The following is a 12,705-nucleotide window of genomic DNA, read 5'->3' as shown; positions in this document are numbered from 1 at the left end:
CTCCTTATCGTCCGTCAGGACCAATCGTTGGTGATCAATGCAAAGTGCGCCTTCACACCGCTCTCATCCAGCCCACAGTCCCAGCTGTTCTGAATGAAGCGGGCGGCATAGATGGTATCGCTGTCGTCATCGCCCTCAAGCAGGCGGAATCTTCCCGACATATTGGCCCGCAAAAACCGGTTATCTCCCCTGAGGGTATAGATGATCAGGAACGGAGCCGGATCCACGCTGGCGTCTCCCTCCCAGTAGGAGAAAATGACCGCCCGCTCGCCTCCGCCGGCCACATCGTTGCGGGAGAGGGTAATTTTACCGTCCCACGCCTCCGGCAGAATGAAATACCAGCCGTCCTGGTCGTTGTAATAGGTCGTGAATACCGGGTGGGAATTCCCGTTGATGTCATACTGGCGCCAGCGGATGGCCCAGAAATTCACCGCGATGCTGGTACTTCCCGAATCGGGCAGCGCATAGGGGTCGGGCAGCTCCAGAATACCGTCGTTATTGATGTCTTTGGCCGTCACCGCCGTATACCACCGGATGGTATTATCGCTTTCTCCGGTCTCGGCGTCCAGTGTGATATTTTGGATATGTCCGTTTTTCCACGCAAAAATATCGGTGATATGACCGGATTGACTATAGGACGTGTTGGAATAGACCGCTTCGCTTCCACTGTGTCCATAGGTTGAACTGACAAAGACCGCCGGTATATTGCCCTGCAAATACCCTGTCCTGACGCCCCCTTCCGGCAGGCCGGTCACGTTGCGGGACAGAGGAGCAGAGGAATCCAACGCCAGCATACCGTCGTTGTAGTTATATAACTCCACACGGTTGCTTTCCTCGGTGATCCCCGTTTGGATGACCACGATCTCGTCCATGCCGTCCTGGTCCAGGTCGCAGATCTCAAAGCTGGTATAATTGGTACGCATCAGTTCCAGCACTTGATCCTCATGGATGGAATAGGCCGCCAGGGAATGGTTCTGGTCGCTCATCATCTGCCAGCTGACCACGATCTCTTTGCTGGGGCTGTCATCCAGATTTTCATAGGAAACGTAGTTGATGGCCGACCCCTCGCCCTCAATAATGGCGGCAACCTCATAGTCGTCACCGGTCTGGCGGTAAATATAGATCTTCAGGGGCCGCTCCGAGGAACTGACCCGGAAGAAGGCAATGGCCTCCTTCACACCGTCCCCGTCCAGATCCTGAAGCTGTACCTTCTGGGTCAGTTCCCCCGTCAGCGGCGCGGCGTACTCGCCCCCGGCATTGAGAACCTCATTGATTTTGTTGTCCAGCTTCAGGTAGTCGTCCGGCGCTCTGGGCGGCGCGTACAGATCATCCACCGACTGGGAAAAACAGCCTGTCAACAGCAGGAAAAGTCCCGCCGCCAGGATCAATCTGAGTTTTTTCATGCTTATTCTGCCCTCCATGGGAGATTTCAACAGTATTATCATAACACATCTTTTTCGGAAATGATATGGCCATTTCTGATTTTATCCCCCAAACCAGACAGATCTGCCTCCCTTGCAGAAAAAACGGCCCCGGGGCATCCAGCCCCGGGGCCGCGGCATCTGCTTTTACATGACGCCCTTGCGGACGTTAACTACAAAGTCCTGTACGTTGGTCACAATGGTGCGTACCGACAGACTGCCCCGGTCCCGCAGCTTATTCACCGCGAACTCGGACACGTCCACCGAGTAGAAATACACCGGGCGCACCACCCCGTCCACCACCCGGTAGGAGGGCGTCATATTGCCGGTGGCCACCGTATGGAGGGTGGAGGCCATGCAGATGACGGTGGTGGCACTTCTGACCAGGGCCCGCATGGCGTCCTGGCCCTCATACACATTGCCGTATACCTCCGGCAGGGGGCCGTCGTCCCGGACGGAGCCCACCAGCACGAAGGGCACATCATGGTTGACACACTCGTAAATGATGCCGTCCTTCACCTTGCCGGAGTGGACGAAGGCGGCGGTAGACCCCGCCAGCCGGACAGCGTTAATGGTGTCGATGTGGTTATAGTGGCCATTGGGCATACTCTTCTGGGTGTAGATGTCCTGGCCCAGGGCGGTGCGGAGATAGCCCGCCTCCAGATCGTGGGTGGCCAGGGCGTTGCCCGCCAGCAGGCCGTGGACGTAGCCCCCCCGTACCAGGGCGGCAAAGGCGTCCCGGGCATCGTGATCGAAAGCGCAGGCGGGGCCCATGACCCACAGAATGCGCCCGTGGTCCTTCTCATGGCGGAGCAGCTCATAGATGGAGTCGTAATCCATGGAGTAGGCGGTCTCCCGGGAGCGACCCTGACGGAAGGAGAAGGTCTCCTGCTCGCTCTTGTCGCTGTCAAAGCCGTCAGCGTGGATATAGATACCCTCCGAGGCATCCTCCGTCCGGCCTACTACCACCGGCTCGCCCTCTTTCAGGTTGCGGAACTCCACCACGGCAATCTTACCATCCCGCAGGACGGCCACGCAGTCCATGCGGCTCTCCTCTGCCAGCAGCCAGTCTCCGTTAATCTTGAAGTATTCCGGGAAAATGCTGGTGGCATGGTAGCCTTCGGGCGCCACCCCGTCCCTGGGGGCGGAGCGGAAGGTCACGCTGGGGGCGTTCTGGAACATGGGCTGGGTAAAATCAGGGGCATGATACTCAGGCAGTACAAAGCTCATGGGGATCAGAACTCCTTTCCGTCGTTTTGTCCCCTCCATTGTATCATGACGGCCCCAAATCCGCAATCTGTTCTTCAGAGATCCTTTTTCATCCGGTTGATCGCACTTTTTTCCAGTCTGGACACCTGGGCCTGGGAAATACCCACCTCGGCGGACACCTCCATCTGTGTCTTGCCCTCAAAAAAACGCATCCGCAGAATTTGTTTTTCCCGGTCGTTGAGGCGCTCCATCGCCTCCTTCAAAGCAATATGCTCCAGCCAACTCTCGTCGGTGTTTTTCGCATCTTTGACCTGATCCATCACACAAATGGTATCTCCGCCATGTTCGTATACCGGCTCGTAAAGGGACACCGGGTCCATAATGGCGTCCAGCGCAAAGACCACGTCCTCCCGCTTCAGCTCCAGCATCTTGGCAATTTCCTCCATGCTGGGCTCCCGCTGGTGTTCGTTCATGAACTTCTCCTTGGCCTGGAGTACCCGATAGGCGGTGTCCCGCATGGACCGGGATACCCGGAGGGAGGAATTGTCTCTCAGATAGCGTCTGATTTCCCCTACGATCATCGGCATGAGGATACCCGTGGGGAAAACGGGTTATGCCTTGGGGTCCTGCTGTAAAAAAGTGTAGTAGATCTCCACCTCCGGCCCATTCACCACAATGCGGTCCACACAGTCCCGGATCACCGTCTGCCGCTCCTCCTGGGTGAGGCAGGGCCAGGCATCCCGGATACCGGCGGCCTGATCCCGTAATTCCTCCAGCCGGGCGGCCCGGCGGCGGGTTGCCTCCTCGGCTGCGTACTCCTGCCGCAGCACCTCCAGCTGCCGCCGCACCTGGCGCACCGCGTCCACCAGGACCGGGTCCTCCCCCTCGGCAAAGAGCTGGTAGAGCCGCCGCAGTTTGCCCTCCAGCCGCTCCATCTCCCCCTCCAGCTGGGTCATAGGATCGGGAAGCAGTTCCTTCTCCTCTCCCAGCCGGGCGGATACCTGAAACAGATCGTGGAGTACCTGCTCCTCCAGATCCTCCGCCCAGACAGCCTCCGCCTGGCAGTTTTCTCCTCTGCGCATATGGGGTTTGGATGGGTCCCGGCCGTAGCAGCGCAGTTTGTAGCCCTGCTTACCCCAGCGGATGTACCGCATCCTGGCGCCGCAGGCGCCGCAGTATACCAGGCCGGTCAGCAGGTGCCGGTGTCCGGCGGCGGTGCGGTTTTTGACCGAGCGATCCCGCATACGGTCCTGGACCAGGTAGAACAGCTCCTCCGGCACGATGGGCTGATGGAGGCCCTTGTACTCCTCCCCCTTATAGGTAATGATCCCAATGTTGCTCTTGCGGGTGAGGATCTGGGTCACCAGCTTATCGTATTTCAGCCCCATCAGGCCCGCGATCCGCTGGGCGGACCATCCCTTCAGGTAAAGCTGGTACATCTGCCGCACTCTGGGGGCGTCTGCGTTGGGCACTAAGATACCGGAACTTTGGTCATAGTCGTAGCCGAAGGGCACCCCGCCCCCTCCCATCCAGTAGCCCTGCCGCACCCGCTCTACCATGCCCATCCGGGTCCGCAGGTAGATGTTTTCCCGCTCCAGCTGGGCAAAGGCGGACAGGATGCCGATCATGGCCCGCCCATAGGGCGTTGAGGTATCGATGCTCTCGTTGAGCGAGATGAAGTCCACCCCATTGGGGAGAAATACGTCCTCAATGAGGTAGAGGGTGTCTTTCTGACTTCTGGACAGTCGGTCCAGCTTGAATACCACCACCGTGGACACCTGTCCGGCCCGCACGTCGGCAATGAGTTTTGTCATCTCCGGCCTGTCCAGATTGCTGCCGCTGTAGCCGCCGTCGGTATAAAAACGGTAGTTGCCCCACCCCATCGCTTTGCAGTAGGCCTCCAACCGCTCGGTCTGGGCCTGGATGGAGTAGCCCTCCTCTGCCTGGGCCTCGGTAGACACCCGAATATAGAGGGCCCGCAGGGGCTGGCCGCAAGTTGTTTCCTCCTTCACATTGACTCCTTTCCCGGGCGCTGTCCCGGGGCTTCTTTATTGTATCGGAACCGCCGCTTCAGAGCAATTCCTTTTCCTGGAACCCCTTCTTCCGGCTCCGGGCGCGGGCCTGCCGCAGCAGCTGGATCAGCACCGGGTTGTCCACCTGTTGACGGGGCAGATCCTTGCCGGAAACCGGTTTTCCATTGATATACCGTCGCACTACCATATGATTGCCTCCCGTCTCAGTATGCCCGCCCGGCATTGGATACAGACAAAAAAGAACGGAGGGCAACCCATACAAGGCTGTCCCTCCGTCCGTTTAACGGTCGTTATGATGTTTCCTGGGCGCACACCGCTTCCATCAGCTTTCGGGCATGGGCCCGCGAGAAGTACCGGGGTACCGGATAAGTGCCGTGGCATTCCTGAAACGCCAGGTCGATGACCTCCTCGATGGCGGAAGCGGGAAACTGCTCCAACCGGGCGGGAATCTCCATCTGCCGCTTCAGCTTGTAGAGCAGTTTCACAAAGCGTCTGGCCTTGATCTCATCGGTATCGCCGGGCATACCCAGTTTGAGCATCCTGCCCAACTCGGCAAACCGTCCGCTACATACCGGCAGATAGTAGCGCATGATATGGGGCAGCAGCACCCCATTGGCCAGTCCGTGGGACACCCCGAACTTGCCGCCGATGGCATGGGCAAAGGCGTGGACATAGCCCACATAAGTGCGGGTAAAGGCCATACCGGCAAAGAACGCCGCGGTAAGCAGTCCCTCCCGTCCCTCCAGATCGGCGGGGTTTTCCCGCACCTGGGGCAAATACCGAACAATGAGCCGGATGGCAATACGGGCCTGCCGGTCAGTCTCCGCATCGGCGTAGCGGGACACATAGGCCTCCAGTGCGTGGGTCAGCGCGTCCATAGCCGTATAAGCGGTGGTATGGGCAGGCAAACTTACGGTCAGCTCAGGGTCCAGAATGGCAAACATGGGTACCAGTTTGGGGTCCAGCAGCTGTCTTTTCACATGGGTAACAGGATCCGATATGACAGCAGCCAGCGTAGTTTCGCTGCCGGCCCCTGCGGTGGTGGGCACCGCGATCAGAGGCAGGGGATGGCGGCGCACCTTCATCACTCCCACCAAAGCCGCGCTCCTGGTATGATTGGCCGCGGCGGCGGCCGCCGCCTTGGCGGCGTCTATCACCGACCCGCCGCCCACCGCCACCACCGCGTGGCAGCCGGCGCAGGCTTTTGCCAGGTCGTCCGCCACGGCAAACGTAGGGTCGGGCTGCACGCCGCAAAATACCGTATACTCCACCCCGGCCTTTCGGATGCCGTCCAGCAGGCCCTCCAGCTGGCCGGATTGATACAGATAAGAGCCGGTGATCACCAGGGCCTTTCCTGCCCCCAGCAACCCCAGCAGCCGCCCTACTTCCTTGGCTCTCCCCGGCCCGATATAGGTCACCGGCGTAGGTTTGCCCACAAACTTGACCGCCGGCTTGCGGACCGCAACGCTGAGTTTGGACATCGCGGCATTCATTCCGCCCCCGCCTCCTTTCGTCTCCATAGACACGCTGTTCTCATTGTCATTATTTTATCACGGCTTACTTCCCCGTTCAAGATTGGGCCACCCCCCCAGGGATCGGCGCCGACCTCCTGCCCACAGCGCCCGTATCTTTTTCCCCAGTGGCAGTATGGTCGGCACGCCATAGGTGGAAAAACGCACGTCCAAATCGGTGTTGAAATTGTCGATGGCTTTGATCAGTCCAATACAGCCTACCTGAAACAGATCGTCGGCGCTCTCGCCCCGGTTGGTAAACTTCTGGATCACAGACAGAACCAGCCGCAGGTTTCCTGCAATCAGCTGTTCCCTGGCCCCCATGTCCCCCTGCTTCACCCGGCGGAGCAACTCCATAGTCTCCTCATTTTTCAGCACTTTCAGTTTGGCCGTATTAACGCCGCAAATTTCCACCTTTCCCTGCATGGGCCGTGCCTCCCCTTCTCTTTGTCTGTTCTCAGTATGTCCCCGGCTGTACCTTTCATACGGAGGTCGCGGCGGGTATATTTTTTATCGTGGGACCTGTTTCGATGGACTTTGATTCTCCTTGCCATCTGGACTGATGCTATGTATATTATATAAGAGAAACAATCAGGTCAGACAGGAGGTTCCTTATGCTTACACCCATTCTGGACAGCGGAGCCCCAATGCCCCTGTACGAGCAGCTCTACCGCCACATCAGGGGAGAGATCGAGGCGGGCAGGCTGGCCGCCGGAGAACGGCTCCCCTCCAAGCGGGCGCTGGCCGCTCATTTAAAGATCAGTGTGGTGACGGTGGAGGGCGCCTACAATCAGCTGCTGGCAGAGGGCTATCTCCAGTCCCAGCCCAAGCGGGGCTTTTTTGTTCAGGCGGCGGAGGCCGCGCCCGCCAAGGCCCCGGCAACGCCCCTTCCCATTCCGGAGGCGCCGGCCCGGCCGGTATTCCGCTATAATTTCTCCACCAGTACGGTGGACACTACGCTTTTCCCCTTTGCCACCTGGGCCAAGCTGATGCGGGAAGTACTTTCCCAACAGGAGGACACCCTGCTCAATACGCCGCACCCCCAGGGCGTACCCGCCCTGCGGGAGGCCATTGCCGCCCATTTGTATCGCTTTCGCGGCATCCGCGCCCATCCCGCGCAGATCGTAGTGGGGGCCGGATCAGAGGTACTCACCAATCTGCTGGTCCAGCTGCTGGGCCGGGAGGGCCGCTACGGCGTGGAAAATCCCGGCTATACCAAAACCCACCGCATCCTGACCAGCTGCGGCGCCCAGGTGGCCCCCATCCCTTTGGACAGTCAGGGCCTGATGGTGGAGGAACTGGACAAGCACGGAGTTCAGATCGTCCACGTCACCCCATCTCATCACTTCCCGCTGGGTATCATCATGCCCGTCCCCCGACGGCAGGCCCTGCTGCGCTGGGCCTCCCAGCGGCCGGGGCGGTATATTCTGGAGGACGACTACGACAGCGAGTTTCGTTTCTCAGGCCGCCCCATTCCCGCGCTGCAAAGCCTGGACAGCGAGGAGCGGGTCATCTATCTCAATACCTTTGCCAAAAGCCTGGCTCCCTCCCTGCGTATCAGCTACATGGTACTGCCGCCTCATTTGCTGGAGCGGTGGCGGAAGGAATTCTGGTTTTATTCCTCCACCGTACCCTCCTTTGAGCAGTATGCGCTGGCCCGGTTCATGGATCGCGGTCATTTTGAGCGGCACCTGAATCGCACCCGCACCCGCTATAAAGCCAGGCGGGAAGCTCTGCTGGCAGCTGCCCGGGAGACTGGGCTGTCCCAGGTGGGTTCTTTTGCCGGCGGGGACGCCGGGCTTCACCTGTTGCTGTGGATGGAGGATGGCTGGGACGAGCGGGAACTGGCTGCCCGGGCAGCTCAGGTAGGCGTGGGCGTAGCCCCCCTGTCCATCTGCGATCTGACGCCGCCCCCCGACCATCGCCCCCCCGCGCTCATCCTTGGCTATACCCAGGTGGCTGCCCAGGATATGGCTCCGGCCCTGTCTTTGCTCAAATCCGCATGGCATTTTTGATCACTTTACCATAAACTTGCATGATAGCCCTATTTTGATCTGCGCACCCTAAGATCGGGGTGATCTCATGCGTCAAGCCTATACCGACCTTTATATGTTGTTCCGCCATAATCCCCGGGCACAGGAATATTTCGATCACTTGCCCGCCCATGTGTAGGACCGCATCAGCGCCCAGTACCGACAGGTGGATTCCCTGGACCGTCTTGAGCGTCTTGCCGCCCGGTACCATGCGCCCCTCTTTCCGCTGGAAGGCATCGGGGGCCAAACCTTCTTGCCTCCGCCCGTCCAGCCCTAGCGTCTTATTTCCCCGCAAAGCCCGCCGGACCTGAAAACAGGTCGGGCGGGCTTTGCATTGGATGGTCATGTGTGCTATAATGCAGCAAAGCATGATAAGGAGGCTGTCTGCCATGGAATTAAACAGAGCGCAGGCCCTGGACCTGTTGAAAACATACAACAAGGAGGCCTTCCATCTCCGCCACGCTTTTACGGTGGAGGCCGTCATGGGCTGGTTTGCCCGACAGCTGGGGTACGGAGCGGAAGCGGACTTTTGGGCTACCGCCGGTCTGCTCCATGATCTGGATTTTGAACAGTATCCCGACCAGCACTGCGTCAAGGTCCGGGAAATCATGGAGGCGGAAGGGATAGATCCTGCCCTGATCCACGCGGTGGTAAGTCACGGCTGGGGCATGACCGACGGCACCGCAGAGCCGGAACATCAGATGGAGAAGGTCCTTTTTGCGGTGGATGAACTCACCGGCCTGATCGGCGCCGCCGCCCTGATGCGTCCTTCCAAAAGCGTTCAGGATATGGAGCTTTCCAGCCTGAAGAAAAAGTATAAGGATAAACGCTTTGCTGCCGGCTGCTCCCGGGAGACCATTGCGCAAGGCGCCCAGCTGCTGGGCTGGGAGCTGAACGACCTGCTGGAGCGCACCCTCCAGGCGATGAAAGATTGTGAAGCCGATATCGAAGCACAGTGCGCCAGTCTGTAACTTCCATATCTAATTAAGCCTATTGTGCCATTCCAGGATTGACGAGAATATAAGAAAAGAGAGACACGGCCATGGCCGTGTCTCTCTTTTCAGTCGGATCGCCGCAGCAAGAAGGGCTGTTCACATCGCCTCCACCACGCCCACAAAAAGGACGGTGTCCCCATCCCGGATCACGAAGAGGAAGGGACGGTCCAGGTCCATGACGCACACGGCGGGGTTCTCCACGATGGCCTCCTGGGCGTCGACAGCCAGCAGGGTGACGGCGGCGGCCTCCACCCCCTCCTCGTCCACTTTTACCCGGGCGATCTGTCTGGCCTCTTCCAGCCACACCGGAGTGATGTCGATGAGGGGGGTGAAGTCGGCGGTCCCCCTGTACAGCACGTCGGTGATCCCCATACCCGTCAGCGTCGGCAGCAGATCCAGGTCGGAGCTGACGTCGAACTTAGGTACCGACCACTGGACCTCGCCGTAGATCTTGCTGTCAGAATCGGTGAGTTCTGTCAGAAAATCCGGGTCGGCCAGCAATTCGGCGGGGGTGACCCCCTCATCGGGAAGCACAAAGGTCATCGTGCCGCCGGTGGTGCCCAGGCTGGCCGCCTGGTAGCCGTTCTGCCGAAGGAAGCCGGCGGTCTGGGTTTTGTGCATGAAGTCTACCACCGTCTCGCTGCCGTCCGCGGCGGTGAACACATCCTCCGCCGTGAGGCTGGGATCAAACTGGTCGCTCCACCGGGCCTGGAAGTACAGTGTGGAGGCCAGCACCGCCAGAGTCTCGGCCCTGGTGGTCAGCACCTTGCCGTCGGAGCCGATGAGCCCCTTTGTCTGCTCCGATACCCACTCCGTGATGGCTCTGTCCGCCTCGCCGGTACCCATGGGGACCCGGAAGGAGCCGGCGTAGTAGTACTCCGCCAGCCGCTCCAGGGTGTCCTGGTGGAAGTCTAACTTCTCGCTGAGCCAGATGGAGGTGCCCAGCAGGGTGGTGGCGGTGCCGTCATCCAGGTAGAGGGTGTGCCACAGGATGTCGGCCCACTCCCGCAGCTGCTCCACGTCGGAGGCGCCCAGGGCATCCAGCACCTGCTGCCTGGTCTCCCCACCGGTGGTCTCGGCCAGCATGGCCAGGGCAAACCACAGGGACACGGGAGAATAGACCCGGTTACCCTCCCCCGCCAGAGCCAGGGCGGCGCTGGTGCCGGTATAATCTTTCAGGGCAGCGGTCAGATCGGGGGTATCGCGCAGGCTGGCGGCCTCATCCTGGTAGGTCTCCCAGGCATCCAGATAAACATCCAGGTCTTCATTGAACTGCTCCCACTCCGCGTCGCTGCCCCCCAGGGGTTCGACGGGGTGCTTGGGCAGATCCGGGTACTCCGGCAGGGCGATGGCATAGGCGCTGCCGGACAGCGGCCCGCCTCCCATTTCGCCCCCGGGGCCGGGGAGACCGGTGATGAGCAGGGCCACGGCTGCCACAGCCGCCACACCTGCCGGAACCAGTGCTTTCAGAGGCTTCCTTCTCCGCTTGGGAGTTTCCCCCTTCATCGCCCGTTCCACTGCGGAATGGGTGGGATGGAGGGAATCGTTGGCCCGTTTATATCCGTCCAACATGGTCAATCGTCTCCTTTCAGTTCCGCCGCCAGCTTTTCACGCCCACGGGACAGCCAGCTCTTCACCGTGCCGGCCCTGGCCCCGGTGAGGGCGGCGATCTCATCCACCGTATAACCCTCATAGTAGTGCAGATGGATGGCGGTACGATACTTCTGCGGCAAGGCCAGCACCGCGCTGTAGACCTGCCGGTCCTCCGGTGCCATACACTGCGTCACCGCCTCCTCCAGAGGCAGGTTGGTCCGCCAGCGGGCGGACAGCAACGTATTGGTACAGTTCAGGGTACAGCGGATGAGCCAGGCTTTCCGGTGTTGGTCGCTCTCCAGTTCCTCCTCATGGCGAAAAAAACGGGCGAACACCTCCTGGAACACATCCTCGCTGTCCTGGATATGGCGGGTGCGTGCCAGAGCCAGCCGCCACACCATGTCCCCCCATCGGGCAATCTGCGCTTGAGCGGTCCTCTCGTCTGTCATGGCGCTTCACCTCTCGTTTGGGCATCCTGGGGCCGGCGGTTCCGCCTTTGTTCATGCCCGTAAACAAAGGCCCGCTCCTCCCCTGGTATCCATAATACCACAGCACCCATCCAATGGTTGCATCAGCCTGGCATTTTTCTTTCCAACATCTTAAAGATTGATAAATTTTCTCCCCACCTCTTTACAGGGCCGGCATTTTCGGCTACAATGAAAAACAGATTTAAACCGGGAGGTGCGACAGGTATGGAGACTGATTACACGCGCAAATTCAGCATCCACTATGAAAAAGATCCTGAGATCAAAAAGGTGCTGACCTCCGTATACAGCTCCCTTCAGGAAAAGGGATATAACCCCATCAACCAGATCGTGGGGTACATCCTCTCGGAGGACCCGACTTATATCACCAACTACAACAACGCCCGGGCCCTCATCCGCAAGCTGGATCGGGACGAGCTGCTTCAGGAGTTGGTCAAGCAGTATCTCAGAGACTGAGTTTTGCGACGGAATGAAAAGATAGATGTCTGTGCCAGAGCGCGGACATCTATCTTTTTGTTTGATTTGTTGTTTCTACAACATACAAAAGGCTCCATCTCTGATACTCTGATCCCACATCCATACGAAGGAGGCGTTTGATCCATGAAACGCAAAATCATAAAGATTGACCAGAATCTGTGCAACGGCTGCGGCCTGTGCGCCGCCGCCTGCCATGAGGGAGCCATCGAGATGGTGGACGGCAAAGCCAAACTCACCCGGGAGGACTACTGCGACGGACTGGGGGACTGCCTGCCCGCCTGCCCCACCGGCGCTATCACCTTTGAAGAGCGGGAGGCTCCCGCCTATGACCACGCCGCCGTATTGGCAGCCAAGGCAGCCAGGGAGAGGGCCGCCGCTCCCCTGCCCTGCGGCTGCCCCGGCAGCATGAGCCGGGCGATCCGCCGGGAGGAAGCGTCCGCCCCGTCCGCCTGCTCTGTCCCCAGCCAGCTGCGCCAGTGGCCGGTGCAGATCAAGCTGGCGCCGATCAACGCACCCTACTTCAACGGCTGTCACCTGCTCATCGCCGCCGACTGCACCGCCTATGCCTATGGGAATTTCCATCAGGACTTTATCCAGGGCAAGGTGACCCTCATCGGCTGTCCCAAACTGGATGAGGGCGACTATACTGAGAAACTGACTGCCATTCTGACGCAGAACGATGTGAAAAGCATCACCGTGGCCCGTATGACGGTACCCTGCTGCGGCGGCATCCAGCGGGCGGTCCAGGCCGCCGCAGCGGCCTGCGGCAAGGATATCCCGCTCCAGGTTGCGGTCATCGCCCCCGACGGCACACTGCAATAAAAAGCGAAAGGGCACCACAGGCCAAAAGGCCTGCGGTGTCCTTTTTCAGATGGTGAATTATACTATCAAGTGCAACACTTTAGGAAAATAAAAAGAAGTTCATACAGAACCCTGGTAGAATGAAGT

The 12,705-nt window shown here is 59.6% G+C and carries 12 protein-coding genes and 2 pseudogenes; 4 read left to right on the top strand and 10 right to left on the bottom strand.

Features of this window, described 5'->3' with window-relative positions:
- Positions 1-14: 14 nt before the first annotated feature.
- The 7 genes and pseudogenes from Q0K43_RS03615 to Q0K43_RS03585 all read right to left on the bottom strand — a co-directional run.
- Complete coding sequence (locus Q0K43_RS03615) at positions 15-1,403, bottom strand: hypothetical protein (RefSeq protein ID WP_297289207.1); 1,389 nt, start codon at positions 1,401-1,403, stop codon at positions 15-17.
- A gap of 165 nt (positions 1,404-1,568) precedes the next feature.
- On the bottom strand, positions 1,569-2,651 hold the full coding sequence (locus Q0K43_RS03610; RefSeq protein ID WP_297289206.1) for a hypothetical protein: 1,083 nt from the start codon (positions 2,649-2,651) through the stop codon (positions 1,569-1,571).
- 74 nt (positions 2,652-2,725) lie between these two features.
- Positions 2,726-3,217 (bottom strand): annotated as a pseudogene (locus tag Q0K43_RS03605) (sigma-70 family RNA polymerase sigma factor); the annotation flags it as partial.
- A gap of 24 nt (positions 3,218-3,241) precedes the next feature.
- A complete protein-coding gene (locus Q0K43_RS03600; RefSeq protein ID WP_297289205.1) occupies positions 3,242-4,642 on the bottom strand; it encodes a recombinase family protein in 1,401 nt (466 codons plus the stop codon).
- A 58-nt stretch (positions 4,643-4,700) separates the two neighbouring features.
- Positions 4,701-4,850 (bottom strand): hypothetical protein, encoded by a 150-nt coding sequence (locus tag Q0K43_RS03595; protein ID WP_297289204.1) that lies wholly within the window; start codon positions 4,848-4,850, stop codon positions 4,701-4,703.
- 103 nt (positions 4,851-4,953) lie between these two features.
- On the bottom strand, positions 4,954-6,156 hold the full coding sequence (locus tag Q0K43_RS03590; protein ID WP_297289203.1) for an iron-containing alcohol dehydrogenase: 1,203 nt from the start codon (positions 6,154-6,156) through the stop codon (positions 4,954-4,956).
- A gap of 150 nt (positions 6,157-6,306) precedes the next feature.
- Positions 6,307-6,600: pseudogene (locus tag Q0K43_RS03585) on the bottom strand (sigma-70 family RNA polymerase sigma factor); the annotation flags it as partial.
- A 188-nt stretch (positions 6,601-6,788) separates the two neighbouring features.
- Between Q0K43_RS03585 and Q0K43_RS03580 the strand changes: the two are divergent.
- Positions 6,789-8,189, top strand: a complete 1,401-nt coding sequence (locus tag Q0K43_RS03580) for a PLP-dependent aminotransferase family protein (RefSeq protein WP_297289202.1) — start codon at positions 6,789-6,791, stop codon at positions 8,187-8,189.
- Here Q0K43_RS03580 and Q0K43_RS03575 read toward each other — a convergent pair.
- On the bottom strand, positions 8,167-8,454 hold the full coding sequence (locus Q0K43_RS03575) for a hypothetical protein (RefSeq protein WP_297289201.1): 288 nt from the start codon (positions 8,452-8,454) through the stop codon (positions 8,167-8,169). The two genes, Q0K43_RS03580 and Q0K43_RS03575, sit on opposite strands and share 23 nt — an antisense overlap.
- Positions 8,455-8,596: 142 nt before the next feature.
- Between Q0K43_RS03575 and Q0K43_RS03570 the strand changes: the two genes are divergently transcribed.
- Positions 8,597-9,178: a hydrolase gene (locus Q0K43_RS03570; protein WP_297289200.1), complete on the top strand. Its 582-nt coding sequence runs from the start codon at positions 8,597-8,599 to the stop codon at positions 9,176-9,178.
- A gap of 120 nt (positions 9,179-9,298) precedes the next feature.
- Here the strand turns inward: Q0K43_RS03570 and Q0K43_RS03565 are convergent, their stop codons facing one another.
- Together Q0K43_RS03565 and Q0K43_RS03560 are read right to left on the bottom strand one after the other, a co-directional pair.
- Entirely contained in the window at positions 9,299-10,774 is a 1,476-nt protein-coding gene (locus tag Q0K43_RS03565; RefSeq protein WP_297289199.1) for a serpin family protein, read from the bottom strand.
- 2 nt (positions 10,775-10,776) lie between these two features.
- The gene (locus Q0K43_RS03560; RefSeq protein WP_297289198.1) at positions 10,777-11,244 is read right to left on the bottom strand and encodes an RNA polymerase sigma factor; all 468 of its coding nucleotides are present in this window, start codon (positions 11,242-11,244) and stop codon (positions 10,777-10,779) included.
- 243 nt (positions 11,245-11,487) lie between these two features.
- On the opposite strand from Q0K43_RS03560, the gene Q0K43_RS03555 reads away from it, so the two are divergent.
- Positions 11,488-11,736 carry an IreB family regulatory phosphoprotein gene (locus tag Q0K43_RS03555; protein WP_297289197.1) on the top strand — a complete coding sequence of 83 codons (249 nt, stop codon included), beginning with the start codon at positions 11,488-11,490 and terminating at the stop codon, positions 11,734-11,736.
- Between the two features lie 144 nt (positions 11,737-11,880).
- On the top strand, positions 11,881-12,579 hold the full coding sequence (locus tag Q0K43_RS03550) for an ATP-binding protein (RefSeq protein ID WP_297289196.1): 699 nt from the start codon (positions 11,881-11,883) through the stop codon (positions 12,577-12,579).
- The last annotated feature ends 126 nt before the right edge of the window (positions 12,580-12,705 follow it).

The organism is uncultured Flavonifractor sp., assembly GCF_944383115.1.
Classification (GTDB): domain Bacteria; phylum Bacillota; class Clostridia; order Oscillospirales; family Oscillospiraceae; genus Flavonifractor.
Note: the sequence above shows the minus strand (reverse complement) of the source record. Positions and strands in the feature narration are given on the sequence as shown.